This window comes from Candidatus Symbiopectobacterium sp. NZEC127, assembly GCF_025962675.1.
Taxonomy (GTDB): domain Bacteria; phylum Pseudomonadota; class Gammaproteobacteria; order Enterobacterales; family Enterobacteriaceae; genus Symbiopectobacterium.
In genome coordinates, this window is record NZ_JAGFPG010000001.1 from 935,561 (window position 1) to 951,501 (window position 15,941).

Annotated in this window: 14 protein-coding genes; 6 read left to right on the forward strand and 8 right to left on the reverse strand. The window is 54.1% G+C overall.

The features are described from left to right. The first annotated feature begins 64 nt into the window (after positions 1–64). Complete coding sequence (gene uspE, locus J5069_RS04425) at positions 65–1,024, forward strand: universal stress protein UspE (RefSeq protein ID WP_264642707.1); 960 nt, start codon at positions 65–67, stop codon at positions 1,022–1,024. Between the two features lie 196 nt (positions 1,025–1,220). Then, positions 1,221–2,993, forward strand: a complete 1,773-nt coding sequence (locus J5069_RS04430; RefSeq protein ID WP_264642708.1) for a glycoside hydrolase family 3 protein — start codon at positions 1,221–1,223, stop codon at positions 2,991–2,993. Positions 2,994–3,062: 69 nt separating this feature from the next. Here the strand turns inward: J5069_RS04430 and pntB are convergent, their stop codons facing one another. Further along, the gene (gene pntB, locus J5069_RS04435) at positions 3,063–4,451 is read right to left on the reverse strand and encodes a Re/Si-specific NAD(P)(+) transhydrogenase subunit beta (RefSeq protein WP_264642709.1); all 1,389 of its coding nucleotides are present in this window, start codon (positions 4,449–4,451) and stop codon (positions 3,063–3,065) included. Between the two features lie 10 nt (positions 4,452–4,461). Continuing rightward, positions 4,462–5,991 carry a Re/Si-specific NAD(P)(+) transhydrogenase subunit alpha gene (gene pntA / locus J5069_RS04440; RefSeq protein WP_264642710.1) on the reverse strand — a complete coding sequence of 510 codons (1,530 nt, stop codon included), beginning with the start codon at positions 5,989–5,991 and terminating at the stop codon, positions 4,462–4,464. A gap of 525 nt (positions 5,992–6,516) precedes the next feature. Between pntA and ydgH the strand changes: the two genes are divergently transcribed. Beyond that, positions 6,517–7,467 carry a DUF1471 family protein YdgH gene (gene ydgH / locus J5069_RS04445; protein WP_264642711.1) on the forward strand — a complete coding sequence of 317 codons (951 nt, stop codon included), beginning with the start codon at positions 6,517–6,519 and terminating at the stop codon, positions 7,465–7,467. A gap of 174 nt (positions 7,468–7,641) precedes the next feature. On the opposite strand, the gene kdsA is transcribed toward ydgH, so the two are convergent. Genes kdsA through hemA form a run of 6 tightly spaced genes read right to left on the reverse strand, consistent with a single transcriptional unit; the run spans position 7,642 to position 12,971 of the window. Continuing rightward, positions 7,642–8,496 carry a 3-deoxy-8-phosphooctulonate synthase gene (kdsA, locus tag J5069_RS04450; RefSeq protein WP_264642712.1) on the reverse strand — a complete coding sequence of 285 codons (855 nt, stop codon included), beginning with the start codon at positions 8,494–8,496 and terminating at the stop codon, positions 7,642–7,644. Positions 8,497–8,537: 41 nt separating this feature from the next. Next, positions 8,538–9,347 (reverse strand): invasion regulator SirB1, encoded by an 810-nt coding sequence (gene sirB1 / locus J5069_RS04455; RefSeq protein WP_264642713.1) that lies wholly within the window; start codon positions 9,345–9,347, stop codon positions 8,538–8,540. Positions 9,348–9,349: 2 nt separating this feature from the next. After that, positions 9,350–9,742 (reverse strand): SirB2 family protein, encoded by a 393-nt coding sequence (locus tag J5069_RS04460; protein WP_264642714.1) that lies wholly within the window; start codon positions 9,740–9,742, stop codon positions 9,350–9,352. Then, the gene (gene prmC / locus J5069_RS04465) at positions 9,742–10,593 is read right to left on the reverse strand and encodes a peptide chain release factor N(5)-glutamine methyltransferase (protein WP_264642715.1); all 852 of its coding nucleotides are present in this window, start codon (positions 10,591–10,593) and stop codon (positions 9,742–9,744) included. Before prmC ends, J5069_RS04460 begins: the two co-directional genes overlap by 1 nt. Beyond that, entirely contained in the window at positions 10,593–11,675 is a 1,083-nt protein-coding gene (gene prfA, locus J5069_RS04470; RefSeq protein ID WP_264642716.1) for a peptide chain release factor 1, read from the reverse strand. The genes prmC and prfA overlap by 1 nt, the downstream gene beginning before the upstream one ends. 39 nt (positions 11,676–11,714) lie before the next feature. Then, positions 11,715–12,971 (reverse strand): glutamyl-tRNA reductase, encoded by a 1,257-nt coding sequence (gene hemA / locus J5069_RS04475; protein WP_264642717.1) that lies wholly within the window; start codon positions 12,969–12,971, stop codon positions 11,715–11,717. A 258-nt stretch (positions 12,972–13,229) separates the two neighbouring features. Here hemA and lolB point away from each other — a divergent pair, with 258 nt between their 5' ends. From lolB to prs, 3 genes are all read left to right on the forward strand, one after another. Then, a complete protein-coding gene (lolB, locus tag J5069_RS04480; RefSeq protein WP_264642718.1) occupies positions 13,230–13,853 on the forward strand; it encodes a lipoprotein insertase outer membrane protein LolB in 624 nt (207 codons plus the stop codon). Between the two features lie 2 nt (positions 13,854–13,855). After that, complete coding sequence (gene ispE, locus J5069_RS04485; RefSeq protein ID WP_264642719.1) at positions 13,856–14,731, forward strand: 4-(cytidine 5'-diphospho)-2-C-methyl-D-erythritol kinase; 876 nt, start codon at positions 13,856–13,858, stop codon at positions 14,729–14,731. Positions 14,732–14,883: 152 nt separating this feature from the next. Beyond that, complete coding sequence (prs, locus tag J5069_RS04490) at positions 14,884–15,831, forward strand: ribose-phosphate diphosphokinase (RefSeq protein WP_195313487.1); 948 nt, start codon at positions 14,884–14,886, stop codon at positions 15,829–15,831. The last annotated feature ends 110 nt before the right edge of the window (positions 15,832–15,941 follow it).

Below are 15,941 nucleotides of genomic sequence, written 5' to 3' on the forward strand. Positions count from 1 at the left end.
AAAAGCAATTCTCATGAGGTACTCTTAATTACCGGCTGTAAGGTGACAGCTGTTAGGAGGACCTATGGCAACATATCAGCACTTACTGGTAGCTATTGACCCGAATCAGGATGACCAACCCGCGCTGCGACGCGCAGTCTATCTGGTTCAGCGGTTAGGTGGTCGTATCAAGGCATTCCTGCCGATTTATGATTTCTCTTACGAAATGACCACCTTGCTCTCGCCAGACGAACGCACGGAAATGCGCCAGGGTGTCATTGAGCAGCGTAAAGAATGGATTGCAGAACAGTGCGCCTACTACATTGAAGCCGGTATCCCTATCGATATCAAAGTGGTATGGCACAATAAACCCTATGTCGCCATTATCCAGGAAGTGATCGCCCATCAGCACGATTTGGTGTTAAAAATGGCCCACCAGCACGACCGGCTGGAAGCGGTGATTTTTACCCCACTGGATTGGCAACTGCTGCGTAAATGCCCCTGCCCGATGTGGATGGTGAAAGACCAACCCTGGCCGGATAATGGCCGTGCGCTGGTCGCCGTTAACCTTGCCAGTGAAGATCCTTATCACGATCCGCTCAACATCAAGCTGGTGTCAGAAACGATTGCGCTCGCCAAGCAGGTCGATAAAACCGAAGTGCATCTGGTGGGTGCCTATCCGGTTACCCCCATCAATATTGCCATTGAACTGCCGGATTTCGATCCCGGTGTCTATAACGACGCTATTCGTGGTCAGCACTTGATTGCCATGAAATCTTTACGCCAGAAATTTTCGCTGGATGAACGCCTGACGCATGTCGAAAAAGGGTTACCGGAAGAAGTTATCCCCGACCTGGCGGAACACTTGCAGGCGGGTGTGGTGGTGCTGGGCTCCCTGGGACGCACCGGGCTATCAGCGGCTTTTATCGGCAACACCGTTGAACACGTTATCGATCACCTTAAATGTGACCTGTTAGCCATCAAACCCAATGATTTTGTCTCCCCTGTCACCCTCGATGGCGAAGGTGAGGATACCAAAGCCTAGCGCTTCAAGGTTATAATCCGCTGCTATGGACGAAATCGACCTGATGGCCGATTTCGTTTTTTTATGTGCCCACAACCGTCACCTAACACGTTGTGCCGTAATCTCGTTTATGTTGCCAAACGGTTTAACGCGTTTTCTCGTTTATGCTTGTCTTAGATAGGATGAGTTAACACGTAATTAATACAGGAGACCGACCATGGACGTTCAGCAAATCCTACATGCCATGACGCTGGAAGAAAAAATAGGGCAAAAAATCATGTTGGATTTTCGCCTCTGGCAGCAGCAGGATATGATCGAACCTAACGGTGTCATCGCAAACCTGCTACGCGTCAACCACATCGGTGGCGTGATTCTTTTTGCCAACAACCTGAAAAACAAAGCGCAAATTAAAACGCTGACCACGTGGTATGCCTCACTGGAAACCTTTTCTGGCGTTCGGATGTTTATCGGCACGGACAATGAAGGCGGGAACGTATTTCGCTTGCCGCGCGATCAGTATGCCCCGTTCTCAGGCAATATGGCGCTGGCAGCAGCCGTTACTGGTGGCGGAGACACCCAACTGGCCTACGCGCAGGGCGTGCACATGGGGCACGATCTGCGGACGTTGAACATCAATACCAACTTTGCCCCGGTGGTCGACGTTAACAGCAACCCGCTCAATCCGGTGATTAATGTGCGCAGTTTTAGCGATGACGTCGCGACAGTCACGACACTGGCCGAAAAAGTCGCTGCGGGCATGCAGCAACAAGGGGTGATGACGGCCTATAAACACTTTCCAGGCCACGGTGATACCTCAACCGATTCCCATACGTCTCTGCCGCGGGTTGATCGCTCACGCCATGACGCCTTCGCCATCGATATCGCCCCCTTTGCGCAAGCTATCGAACACGGGTCAGCACCCGATATGATCATGACAGCACACATTCAGTACCCCGCGCTGGATGACAGTCGCATCAAGACCTGCAACGGCGAAAGTATCCTGGTACCAGCCACCATGTCGCGAGAAATCCAGAGCAACCTGCTGCGCCAACAGTTGCATTATCAGGGTGTCACCATCACCGATGCGTTGGACATGGGCGCGATTGCCGACCACTTCACACAACAAGACGCGCTGGATGCCGTGTTTAAGGCTGGCGTAGACATCGCGCTAATGCCTGTCAGCATTGCAACGCCGGAACAGGGCGCAGCGCTGTCAGCGTTGATTGCCCGCATTGTTGAGAACGTGAAACAGGGTCACTACAGCGAGGCGGAAATCAACGAATCCGTAGCACGTATCCTCACGCTGAAACAGCGCTACCAACTGCTGGGCAACGCCAGTGCGCCCCCGCTAACCCCGCCCAATGATGATACCGAAGCCCTGATTGCCGATCGTTCGATCACCGCCGTGGTTAATCAACACGCCACGCTACCGCTGCTCGAAAAAAACTTACGCTACTTTATCCTGACCCCCTGGATGGAGCAGGCTGACGGCATCAAAATGACGATGGCACAATACGGCTACGCTCACGTTGATGCAGCCAAGGAGTCACAATTAACCGACAGAGAGATTCGCCAGCGGATAGCGCAGTGTGACGTGTTTCTGCTTGGGACCCTCTCTACCCGTTTTACCCCGGTAGAAAAAGACGGTATTGCAACAGCGGCAGACACGCCGCAAAACGATACTGCGCGCTACCTTGACTGGTTGCGCTATGCGGGCACGCTCGACAAAACACGGGTACATTTGTCACTGCGTGCCCCCTATGACATTGCCCTCTATGCCAATGACGTTGAGGCCGCCGTCGCCAGCTATGCCTATTTTGGCTGTGACAACGGTGTGTGGCGTGGAAAATCGATGATCTCACTGGCAAAAGTCCTGACAGGAAACGCCTCGCCGCAGGGCAAGTTGCCGGTGGTGGTGTGGGAAGACTACGATGCGAAAACCAACACGGGTACGGTCGCCTTTCCGCGCGGTTTTGGTTTGAGCTGGTAAACGGACAATCAATAAAAAAGGGCAGGATTTCCCCAGCCCTTATCAACACACATTTAGGTGATAAACCGGTTACAACGCTTTCAGGATCGCTTCCACGCTTTCTTTGGCATCGCCAAACAGCATTTGGGTGTTTTCCTTGAAGAACAGCGGGTTTTGCACCCCGGCATAGCCGGTGTTCATGGAGCGTTTAAACACGATAACGTTCTGCGCTTTCCACACCTCCAGTACTGGCATTCCCGCAATCGGACTGCCCGGATCTTCCTGCGCTGCCGGGTTCACCGTATCGTTAGCACCAATGACCAGCACGGTATCGGTATCGGTGAAATCGTCATTGATCTCGTCCATTTCCAGTACCACGTCGTAAGGCACTTTGGCTTCCGCCAGCAGCACGTTCATATGGCCCGGCAAACGCCCGGCGACCGGGTGGATACCGAAACGCACCTTGATACCCCGTGCGCGCAGTTTGGCCGTGATGTCATGCACTGGATATTGCGCTTGTGCTACCGCCATGCCATATCCCGGCGTAATGATCACCGTGCTGGAGTTTTTCAGCAGTTCAGCCACGTCTTCCGCCGAGGCTTCACGGTATTCGCCTACTTCTTCGCTGGCACCGGTAGAAGAACCATCAGTACCGAACCCGCCGGCAATTACGCTAAAGAACGAACGGTTCATCGCCTTACACATGATGTACGAGAGGATTGCCCCCGAAGAACCGACCAGCGCACCGGTAACGATCAGCAGGTCGTTGCTGAGCATAAAGCCCGCCGCTGCTGCTGCCCAACCGGAATAGGAGTTCAGCATCGACACCACTACAGGCATGTCAGCCCCACCGATGGATGCCACCAGATGCCAACCGAACACCAGAGCAATGGCGGTCATGAACAGCAGCGCAATGCTCTGTCCGGCCACGCTGCCGGTATTCACAAACCACAACAGCAGCAGGAACGACACCACCAGCGCAGCCAGGTTCATCTTATGCCGATGCGGCAGCATCAGCGGCTTGGATGAAATAATGCCGCGCAGTTTGCCGAAGGCTACCACGGAACCGGTAAAGGTGACCGCACCGATAAAGATGCCGAGGAACACTTCCGTCAGATGGATATTCACCATCACCGGATCGGTGATTTCACCGTGATCCAGGAAGCTGTTAAACCCGACCAATACCGCAGCCAGACCGACGAAGCTGTGCAGAATCGCCACCAATTCCGGCATTTCAGTCATTTCGACTTTACGCGCCAGATAGATACCTACCGCACCGCCGATCGCCATCGCGGCAATAATCCAGCCAACGTTTCCGGCATTCGGCCCGAGAATGGTGGCAATCAGCGCAATCGCCATCCCGGTAACGCCAAAGATATTCCCCTGACGTGATGTTTCATGTTTCGACAGCCCTGCCAGACTGAAAATAAACAAAATAGCGGCAACAATGTATGCAGCTGTAACTAATCCTCCAGACATGTGTTACCCCTTAGTTTTTACGGAACATTTTCAGCATGCGCTGGGTGACGGTGAAACCACCGAAGATATTGATGCTGGCGATCAGTACGGCAATGAAGGAGAAGAACGACACCCATCCGCCATGACCGATCTGCAACAGCGCCCCCACCACAATAATGCCCGAAATCGCGTTGGTTACGGACATCAGCGGCGTGTGCAGCGCATGACTGACGTTCCACACCACGTAATAGCCGACCACGCACGACAACGCGAACACGGTGAAATGCGATAAAAACTCTTTCGGTGCCACATTGGCCAGCCAGCCGAACAGCAAAATAGCCAGTGCCATAAAAGCGTATTTCTTCCACGGTGAAGCCGGTGCCGCGTCCACTTTCGGCGCAGCAGCTGCCGGTTTAGCCGGTTGCGGCTGGGCAGACACCTGAATCGGCGGAGCCGGCCAGGTGACATCCCCTTCTTTCACCACGGTAACACCGCGGATCACCACGTCATCGAAATCAACGGTGATGGTGCCGTCTTTCTCTTTGCACAGCAATTTCAGCAAGTTAACCAGGTTAGTGGCATACAGCTGTGAGGATTGGGTCGGTAAACGGCTCGGCAAGTCGGTGTAACCGATAATTTTTACGCCGTTTTCAGTGACGGTGACCCGATCGGCTACGGTGAGTTCACAGTTGCCACCGGTTTGCGCCGCCAGATCGACAATCACGCTGCCCGACTTCATGCTCAGCACCATCTCTTTGGTGATAAGACGCGGTGCCGGTTTGCCAGGGATCAATGCGGTGGTCACGATAATGTCGACGTCTTTCGCCTGTGCGGCGAACAGTTCCATTTCCGCTTTGATAAAGGCTTCGGACATCACTTTGGCATAGCCGTCGCCACTGCCCGCTTCTTCTTCAAAATCAAGCTCAAGGAATTCGGCGCCCATGCTCTGCACCTGCTCCTTGACCTCGGGGCGGGTGTCGAACGCGCGCACAATCGCGCCCAGGCTGCCTGCCGCACCGACAGCGGCCAGTCCGGCAACGCCCGCACCGATCACCATCACTTTGGCCGGTGGTACTTTACCCGCAGCGGTAATCTGACCGGTGAAGAAGCGGCCAAACTCGTGAGCGGCTTCCACAATCGCGCGGTAACCGGCGATATTGGCCATCGAGCTCAGGGCATCCAAGGATTGCGCGCGAGAAATACGCGGCACGGAATCCATTGCCATCACGGTAATCTGACGTTCTGCCAGTTTCTCCAGCAACGCCGGGTTCTGGGCGGGCCAAATAAAGCTCACCAGCGTGCTGCCTGCACGCAACAGCGCCGTTTCATCTTCCAACGGCGCGTTAACTTTGAAAATGATATCGGACTGCCAGACATCCGCCGATTCCGCAATCGCTGCGCCCGCAGCGGTATAAGCGGCATCGTCGAAACTGGCCAACTTGCCCGCGTCACGTTCTACTGAGACCTCGAAGCCGAGTTTCAGCAACTGTTCCACCGTTTTCGGCGTTGCTGCGACACGCGCTTCATTGGCCAACCGTTCTTTTGGTATACCAATACGCATACTGATTCCCTATCGCTTATTTATACGAAGTTTTTATTGTCACCCCACCTGATAACTCGATTGCCCGGCAATGCTTGCGCAACGTTCTGTTATCAACAATCACAAGGCAATGACATATAACCTACTGAAAATGTGATCGATGATCCATATATAAAATCACTTTCCTGCAAATGCTTAGCAAACTTCGGCGAATGGCTCGAATTCAGGAGAAAAGCCGCCGCTATCTACCTTATTTTTATCATTATCTTCCAAAACGTATTTAGCGGTAATTCACAAAACTCGCTTGTTACAAGGTTGTTATTACTGACAACCCTTATAAATCTCACTTATCGCACGCAAATTATCATTAATGGGTATTATTCCCTTTTTTGTGCCGCGAATGCTTTACCCCCTGACGATACGCCGTTGCCAGACAAAATGCTGAGGCGAACGCGCTGATTACGTGCCATAATCGGCACCACGTTGTGTCATCAGGTGATGACGTTTTATGTCGCAACTTCCCTGCGTCAGGCGAAAGGATTTTTTATGAAGCTGAAGACCCGCGTTATCGCGTCTACCCTCCTCTCTCTCGCGGCTTTTTCTGCCCACGCGGCACAGGAATTGACACCAGAGCAGGCTGCTGCGGTAAAACCGTTCGATCGAATTTCTTTTAGTGGCCGTTTTGACGCCATTTTTGACGCGGTGGCTGAAGCGTCCAAACGTGCCGACAAAGCTGGCGCTGATGCGTTTTACATCCAGGCGATCAACGAGCAAAACCGTGGCAACAGTCAGACGGTCTATGTCGACCTGTACCATAAAGAAGCACCGAAAGCGGATGCCACCCCGGCACAGCGCACCTTTGATGGCATTCGCGAACTGCCACAATATGATGCTTACCATCTGGAACCGTTTGATACCGTCAGCGTCAGCGGGTATTTCTCTACCCAGCCCGACATTAATGCCGCCATCGCTAAAGCCGCTAAAGAGAAGAATGCAGCATCGTTCTTTATCGTGCGCCAGGTCGATATCAACAGCACCGGTACTAATCAGAAAATTACCGCTTACGTCTATAAAGCCGATGCGCCGAAACGTGTGGTGCAGAGCACTGACGTGATCCCCGCCGATTCTGAGGCAGGTCGCGCTGCCCTCGCGGCAGGCGGTGAAGCGGCGGCGAAAGTGGAAATCCCCGGCGTTGCCATGTCTGGCAGCCCGAGCCGTAACGTGGGTAATTTCTACGAAACGCAGGCATCTAAAGGCGGTCGCTATACGGTGAATTTGTCTGACGGCAAAAGTATTCAGGAATTGAATAAAGCCACCGCTGCGCAGATGACCCCCTTCGACTCCATCACCTTCCGTGGCAACTTCAACGGAACGACGGATGTGTCAGAAGCCGTGGCGAAACGTGCCGCCGACAAAGGTGCCAAGTACTACCACATCACCAAGCAGTGGTTTAATAAAGGCAGCAATATGACCATCAGTGCGGATCTTTATAAATAACCGCGGTCACTTTACCCCCGTTATCCCCGGCTTCTTTCTTCTCGTCATCCTCGGCGAAAGCCGGGGATCTCTGTAAGAATAAACGCGTTTTTTCTGCATGAGATTCCCGCCTGCGCGGGAATGACCGTGGTGGGCGGGAATCTGCTTTTAGAAGGGACTAAGAAAAGCGAGTACTCAGTTATTGGTATCCAGTTCAGGGAAATGTTTTACCAGATCATCAATCGCTTTAATTTGTTGCAAGAAGGGTTCCAGCTTATTCAGCGGCAACGCTGACGGGCCGTCGCATTTTGCATTGGCCGGATCCGGATGCGCTTCAATAAACAACCCCGCCAACCCGACCGCCATGCCCGCACGCGCCAACTCGGTGACCTGACCACGACGACCACCGGAAGCGGCACCGAAAGGATCGCGGCACTGCAACGCGTGAGTCACGTCAAAAATCACCGGGCAGCCGCCAGACACCTGCTTCATGACGTTAAAACCCAACATATCCACAACCAGGTTGTCATAACCAAAGTTACTGCCGCGATCGCACAGAATGACCTGCTCGTTGCCACCTTCCTTGAACTTGTCAACGATATTGCCGATTTGTCCCGGGCTGATAAACTGCGGTTTTTTCACGTTGATCACCGCGCCGGTTTTAGCCATTGCCTCTACCAAATCGGTTTGGCGTGCCAGGAAAGCGGGGAGCTGGATCACATCCACCACGTCGGCAACGGCCTGTGCCTGCTGCCCTTCGTGCACATCCGTTATCACCTTCACACCGAAGGTCTGTTTCAGTTCCTGGAAGATTTTCATGCCCTCTTCCAGACCCGGTCCACGATAAGAGTGAATGGAGGAGCGGTTAGCCTTGTCGAACGAGGCCTTGAACACGTAGGGAATGCCCAGTTTTTGCGTTACCGTGACGTAATGTTCGCAAATACGCATGGCGAGATCGCGCGATTCAAGCACATTCATACCGCCAAACAGGACAAAAGGCGCATCGTTGGCAACAGGAATATCACCGACCTTGACCACTTTGTTCTTCATGCTGTTACCTTATCGGAGTGATTAACATTAAAAAAAACGCGTTAGTGCAACACAATATGTTTTTGCTCTATCGAGTGAATTTGCACTTTGATCATTTCACTGACCGGATCTTCAGGGCACTGTTCCACAAAGTAGCTTAAATCAGACACGGCGATATGGTCGCAGTCCAATTGCGCGTAAATCAAACCGCGATCGCGAATTTCATAAGGGTCTTCCGGATCGAATTGCAGCACGGCTTCGCTGGCCCGCAGCGCAAGCTCCATTTGCTTCTCTTCCATCAGCGCCACTTTTAACGTATCGAGCAATTTACGCACAATCAGCACATTTTCCGCTTCGTCCAGATCTTCATCCATCAGTTGCGTAGACGGGCCGATGTTACCTTTAAGCCACACATCCAGTACGTGCTCGCTCAGGGTATCGCCGTTGAGCGGGTTGATAAGCCACATCTCGTTATCCATCCAGTCAGCGCGCAGGATCAACTGTGTCGGAAAAATCACCGGCATCATAGGTAAATCCAAGGCGTGAGCGATATGCAGGAACACAATCCCCAGCGATACCGGCATGCCTTGGCGAGACTCCAGCACATTATCTAACCACAGCGCATCGGATAAACGGTAAACGCCACTGGCACCGCCAAATCCCCAGGTGCGGTAAAAAAGTGTCAACAACATATCCAGTTGTTGATCCTGGTCCAAATCGCGGGGAATGGCTTTACGCGCTTCATCGACCAACTGTTGCAGTTTCTTGCGTACATTCAGGGCGGAGAAGTCACTTCGCACTCTCTGTGAAACTAAAATAACCCCTTCACTTAACGGCGACTGATTGAATTCAAAATCCGCAATAGAACTCATAGTTATTCCATCAGAAATGCGAGTTTAGTGATTGCTGCCTGTGCAATCAGAAAGAAACACACCAATGCCAGGATAAACGCCACCCAGCGCAGGCTCAGGCTGCGTTGGCGTCGACCCAGCGCGATGTGTCCCAGTAAAATGTAAATGATAACGCCAAACAGCTTCGCCGTCAGCCAGCTTTCTTGAGCAGAGAAAGGATAAAAGCGATTGATTACGATCAGTGCAATACCGCTCGCTAACAGTAGCGTATCGTTAATGTGTGGCAGCACCTTGACCCAGCGCTGTTGCAGCGCGGGAGAGTGACGGCACAGCCAGTAAAAGCGCGTCACAAACAGCCCAAGCGCGACGGCAACGGCCAGCACGTGCACCGTAACAACGACGGAATGGTACGACATTATGCCTCTCCCCCAGCCGTCGGCCACTGCCCCAGCGTCACGCGCTCGTTACCGCCATAGTCGCGACAGGTGGCAACCTGATGAAAACCGCGCTGTAGCAGCAACTGCCGCACCGGTTCACCTTGCTGCCAACCGTGCTCTAACAGCAACCAGCCATTATTTTTCAAATATTGCGGAGCCTGTTGAATAATCCAGCGCAAATCAGCCAGTCCGCCTTCGGCAGCCACCAGTGCGCTGAGCGGTTCAAAGCGCACATCCCCTTCACGCAGGTGGATGTCTTCGGCATCGATATAAGGCGGGTTGCTGACAATCAAGGAAAAGCGCGTGGTCGCTACGGGTTCAAACCAACTGCCATGCAGAAATTGGACATTAGAAAGATGCAATGCAGCACTATTACGTTGTGCCAGTGCTACCGCGTCCGGCTGAACGTCAACCCCGGTCACCTGGCAGTCCGGGCGTTCACTCGCCAACGCCAGCGCAATCGCCCCTGTGCCGGTGCCCAAATCCAGCACCGTCGGTGCACTGAGCGGCGCCATGCACTGCAACGCCTGTTCCACCAGACACTCAGTGTCAGGGCGCGGAATTAAGGTAGCCGGTGAGACCGCCAAGGGCAGAGACCAAAACTCACGCTCCCCCGTCAAGTAAGCCACTGGCTCACCGTTGATACGCCGAGCCAACAGCGCCGACAGGCGCTCAAGCTGGGCCTCATCAAGCAATGTTTCACCAAACGCCAGCAAAAACGTGCGCCCTTTGCCCGTGACGTGTTCAAGCAGAATTTCCGCATCACGTTTCGGGCTTTCACTGTGGGTCAGACGTTGTGCCGCCGTTGCCACCCAGGTGCGGTAATCCATTATTCCTGCTCGGACAGCGCGGCCAACTGATCGGCCTGATACTCTTGCACCACGGGTTGGATCAGCATATCCATCTTGCCTTCCATCGCTTCATCCAGTCGGTAAAGCGTCAGGTTAATGCGATGGTCGGTCACGCGCCCCTGCGGGAAGTTATAGGTGCGAATGCGATCGGAACGGTCGCCGCTGCCCAACAGGTTACGGCGCGTCGACGCTTCTTCCTGCTGGCGTTTTTGCATTTCTGCTGCGCGGATTCGCGCAACCAGCACCGACATGGCTTTCGCCTTGTTTTTGTGTTGGGAGCGCTCATCCTGACACTCGACCACAATCCCGGTTGGTAAGTGGGTGATACGAATGGCCGAGTCGGTGGTGTTAACGTGCTGACCACCGGCACCGGACGAGCGGAAGGTATCAATACGCAAATCCGCCGGGTTGATATCGGGGGTTTCCGCTTCGGGCACCTCGGGCATTACCGCGACGGTACAAGCGGAGGTGTGAATACGCCCCTGCGATTCGGTGGCCGGCACGCGCTGCACGCGATGGCCGCCCGACTCAAATTTCAGTTGACCATAAACGCCATCGCCACTCACTTTGGCGATCACCTCTTTATAGCCGCCGTGCTCACCGTCGCTGGCGCTCATGATTTCCACCCGCCAACGGCGCGATTCGGCATAACGGCTGTACATGCGAAACAGATCGCCGGCAAACAGCGCGGCCTCATCACCGCCGGTGCCTGCACGCACTTCAAGGAAGCACCCGCGTTCATCGTCCGGATCTTTCGGCAATAACAGCACCTGAAGCTGCTGTTCCAGCACTTCAGTGTCAATTTTCAACTGTTTTAATTCTTCCTGCGCCATATCGCGCATTTCCGCATCGTCCAGCATCAACTCTGCGGTTTCACTGTCTTCTTGCACCTGCTGCCAGCGTTGGAAACAGCGCGTAATGTCCGCCAACTGTGCATATTCGCGAGATAATGCCCGAAAGCGCTCCATATCGGAGATAACGCTCGGCTCACCCAGCAGGGCTTGTACTTCCTCGTGACGTTCTTGTAACGCTTCCAGTTTGGCAACAATAGAAGGCTTCATGCGTGCGGTTAATTCCTGTCAACTAAGAATGGAGGGGTGCTAGTCCAGCCCAAGGCTGTCGCGTAAAATGTGTAATCGGTTCAGATCGCCGTCGCGGGCAGCCTGCTGCAACGCGGCGGTAGGCGCATGAATGAGGCGGTTAGTGAGACGCGAGGTTAACGCGTCCAGCACCGCTTCCACGTCATTGCCTTGCTGAATGGCCGTAAGCGCTTTCGCCGTCATCTCCGCGCGAATCGCCTCTGCCTGTGAACGGTATTCTCGAATGGTCTCTACCGCAGATTGCGCACGCAGCCAGGCCATAAAATCGGCAGACTCTTGCTGCACGATGGATTCAGCCTGCACCGCCGCCGCCTGACGCTGCGCCATGTTGTGCTGAATGATGGCATGCAAATCATCCACGCTATAAAGGTAGACGTTGGGTAATTTGCCCACTTCCGGCTCGATATCGCGCGGCACGGCGATGTCCACCATCAGCATTGGCTGGTTGCGTCGGGCCTTCAGCGTCCGTTCCATCATGCCTTTTCCGATAATTGGCAGCGTGCTCGCGGTGGAACTGATCACGATATCGGCCTGTGCCAGATAGTCATCCAGTTCGCCCAGCGTGATCGCTTCAGCACCGACTTCTGTGGCAAGGACTTGCGCGCGTTCGCGGGTGCGATTGGCAATCACCATGCGCTTTACCTGATGTTCGCGTAAATGGCGCGCCACCAGTTCGATGGTTTCTCCCGCCCCGACCAGCAGCACGGTAACACCCACCAGTGATTCAAAAATCTGCCGCGCCAACGCACAGGCCGCAAACGCCACCGACACCGCACTGGCGCCGATATCCGTTTCCGTACGCACCCGTTTTGCCACCGAAAACGAGCGCTGGAACAAGCGTTCCAGCTCGCTGGAGAGTGAGTGACCGCGTTGAGATTCGGCAAAGGCTTTTTTGACCTGCCCAAGAATTTGCGGCTCGCCCAGCACCAGCGAATCCAATCCGCTGGCAACACGCATCAGGTGGTTAACCGCCGCATTATCCTGATGCCAGTAGAGGCTACTTTTCAGTTCGTCAGGGTGCAGATGGTGAAACTGGCACAGCCAGTCGACCACCTGTTCGCGCTGATTCTCCCGCTCATCGACACTGAGATACAGCTCAGTACGATTACAGGTAGACAGCACAACCCCCCCCTGCACCAGCGGCTGCGCAAGCAGGCTGTGCAGAGCATCGCCCAGCGCATCAGGGGAAAACGCGATACGTTCCCTGAGTGATACTGGAGCAGTTTTGTGGTTGATGCCAAGCGCAAGCAGGGTCATTGGGTCATTCTTGAATAAACGCCGTCAAGAGTAATGCCGACGTTAGTATGGTCTTCGAGTAGGGGCATTCTACTTGATGCGGCGCAGCATGAAAAGCGACGCGGCGCGAAGTACCTCTATAGACGTAGGTGATATTGCGTGGCGCGTTCCTTTTTCTCTGTCATACATTGCCGCTGGGCATCGCTTGCAACGCATGGCACACTGTATCCATTCGACATGATGACGGGGTTTTTCTACCCTTAATAGGATATATGCAACATGTTACGTCACACCGCCCGCGCCTTACGGTTTCTGCCTTTAGCCAGCTTGCTGCTGACTGCCTGTACACTGACCAAACCCTCTGGTCCCAGCGCAACGTCGGATTCTCCAGCCTGGTTACAACATAAGCAGCAGGTACAGCAATTAAGCCAGTATCAGACCCGTGGCGCATTTGCCTATCTCTCCGATAGCAAAAAACTGTCGGCCAACTTTTTCTGGCAAGAGTCCTCTGCGCAGCGCTACCGTCTGCTGCTGACCAATCCGTTCGGCGGCACGGAACTGGAACTGCGCGCGCAACCCGATGGCATTCAAATCACCGACGGGCAAGGTAAACGTTATATCGGCAAAGATGCCGAGTACATGCTGTCTCAGTTGACCGGAATGCGTATCCCGTTGACCAATCTGCGCCAATGGATGATTGGCCTGCCGGGAGAGGCGCAGCAATTTACGTTGGATGAGCACGCACGGCTCAGCACGGCAACGCTGGTGCAAAACGGCCTGACGTGGGAAGTGAAATACCTCGGCTACGATGAAAGCGTCATGCCCACCCTGCCCAACGCGCTGGAACTGACGCAGGGCGAGCAACGCATCAAGCTGAAAATGAATAACTGGACGGTGCAATAAGCATGAGCGATGCGGCACAACTGACGCAGTGGCCCTCCCCGGCCAAACTCAACTTGTTTCTCTATATCACCGGCCAGCGCGCCGACGGGTATCACCTGTTGCAAACGCTGTTTCAGTTTCTGGATTATGGCGACACCGTCGACATCAGGTTACGTAACGACGGTGTTATCCAGCTACTCACCCCTTTGCCCGGTGTGCCTGACGACACCAACCTGGCGGTGCGCGCGGCAAGGCTGTTACAGACCTATTGCCATGAGCAGGGGCGCCAACTGACACATAACGGTGCCGATATCGCCATCGATAAACGTCTGCCAATGGGCGGCGGTCTGGGAGGCGGTTCCTCGAACGCCGCCACGGTGCTGGTTGCGCTCAATCACCTGTGGCAGTGCGGCCTGGATGAGGACACGCTGGCACAACTGGGATTACAACTCGGCGCGGATGTGCCGGTGTTTGTTCGCGGGCACGCCGCCTTCGCCGAGGGCGTCGGTGAGATACTGACACCCGCCTCTCCGCCGGAAAAATGGTATCTGGTAGTGCATCCCGGCGTCACCATTCCGACCCCGCTGGTATTTGGCGATCCGGACTTACCGCGCAACACACCGGTACGCTCATTGGATGAGCTACAAAAACAGACCTTCGTCAATGATTGTGAATCTACCGTAAGAAAACGTTTTCGCGAGGTTGAACAGCGACTTTCTTGGCTGCTAGAATACGCACCGGCGCGCCTGACAGGAACGGGAGCTTGTGTGTTTGCCGAATTCGACACAGAATCCGCCGCCCGTCAGGTGCTTGACCAGGCCCCGGAAACGCTGAACGGTTTTGTTGCGCGTGGCGTGAACACCTCGCCGCTGCACCGTGTGCTTTCCGGGCAACGTTAAGCGTTGAAAAATTTTTACCCCGTATGGCGGGTTTATGCATTAAGTTCAACGCTTAACTCATACACCCGTATGCATATTTTACCTGCTGCCTCGCATCGCCCTCGAGACACCGGGTACAATATTTCTCTGGACGCAAGCCTGAGGTTCTTCTCGTGCCTGATATGAAGCTTTTTGCTGGTAACGCTATCCCCGAACTAGCGCAACGTATTGCCAACCGTTTATACACCAGCCTGGGAGACGCCGCTGTAGGTCGCTTTAGCGACGGTGAAGTCAGCGTGCAAGTCAATGAAAATGTTCGTGGTGGCGACATTTTCATCATCCAGTCCACCTGTGCACCAACCAATGACAACCTGATGGAGCTGGTTGTGATGGTCGATGCTCTACGCCGCGCGTCAGCGGGACGTATTACCGCCGTTATCCCCTATTTCGGCTATGCTCGCCAAGACCGCCGTGTGCGTTCTGCGCGTGTGCCGATCACCGCCAAAGTGGTCGCTGACTTTCTGTCAAGCGTTGGGGTTGACCGTGTCCTGACCGTGGACCTGCACGCAGAACAGATTCAAGGCTTCTTTGACGTTCCGGTCGATAACGTTTTCGGCAGCCCGATTCTGCTGGAAGACATGTTGCAGCAGAACCTGGAAAACCCCATCGTGGTTTCCCCGGATATCGGCGGCGTTGTGCGTGCACGTGCCATTGCCAAACTGCTGAACGACACTGACATGGCGATCATCGACAAACGTCGTCCGCGCGCCAACGTCTCTCAAGTGATGCACATCATCGGTGATGTCGCAGGGCGCGACTGTATTCTGGTCGACGACATGATCGATACCGGTGGCACACTGTGCAAAGCGGCAGAAGCATTAAAAGAACGCGGTGCCAAACGCGTCTTTGCTTATGCCACTCACCCGATTTTCTCCGGCAATGCGTATGACAACATCAAGAATTCGGTGATTGATGAAGTGATCGTCTGCGATACCATTCCGCTGTCGGAAAATATCAAAGCACTGCCTAACGTGCGCACATTGACACTGTCGGGCATGCTGGCGGAGGCTATTCGCCGCATCAGCAACGAAGAGTCTATTTCTGCCATGTTTGAACATTAATCAACTGCGTCCATTTCTGTTGTCGAATTGTTGTTATAACAAAACGTCACCCTCGGGTGGCGTTTTTTATTTTCTCGTGGGTAGCGCTAGGTGCAAGAAAAATACCGTTC

Coding starts and splice junctions, on each gene's coding strand:
- kdsA (WP_264642712.1), bottom strand. CDS start 8,496: ATGAAGAACAAAGTGGTCAAGGTCGGTGATATTCCTGTTGCCAACGAT.
- ispE (WP_264642719.1), top strand. CDS start 13,856: ATGAGCGATGCGGCACAACTGACGCAGTGGCCCTCCCCGGCCAAACTC.
- sirB1 (WP_264642713.1), bottom strand. CDS start 9,347: ATGAGTTCTATTGCGGATTTTGAATTCAATCAGTCGCCGTTAAGTGAA.
- prfA (WP_264642716.1), bottom strand. CDS start 11,675: ATGAAGCCTTCTATTGTTGCCAAACTGGAAGCGTTACAAGAACGTCAC.
- J5069_RS04430 (WP_264642708.1), top strand. CDS start 1,221: ATGGACGTTCAGCAAATCCTACATGCCATGACGCTGGAAGAAAAAATA.
- pntB (WP_264642709.1), bottom strand. CDS start 4,451: ATGTCTGGAGGATTAGTTACAGCTGCATACATTGTTGCCGCTATTTTG.
- ydgH (WP_264642711.1), top strand. CDS start 6,517: ATGAAGCTGAAGACCCGCGTTATCGCGTCTACCCTCCTCTCTCTCGCG.
- hemA (WP_264642717.1), bottom strand. CDS start 12,971: ATGACCCTGCTTGCGCTTGGCATCAACCACAAAACTGCTCCAGTATCA.
- uspE (WP_264642707.1), top strand. CDS start 65: ATGGCAACATATCAGCACTTACTGGTAGCTATTGACCCGAATCAGGAT.
- pntA (WP_264642710.1), bottom strand. CDS start 5,991: ATGCGTATTGGTATACCAAAAGAACGGTTGGCCAATGAAGCGCGTGTC.
- J5069_RS04460 (WP_264642714.1), bottom strand. CDS start 9,742: ATGTCGTACCATTCCGTCGTTGTTACGGTGCACGTGCTGGCCGTTGCC.
- prmC (WP_264642715.1), bottom strand. CDS start 10,593: ATGGATTACCGCACCTGGGTGGCAACGGCGGCACAACGTCTGACCCAC.
- lolB (WP_264642718.1), top strand. CDS start 13,230: ATGTTACGTCACACCGCCCGCGCCTTACGGTTTCTGCCTTTAGCCAGC.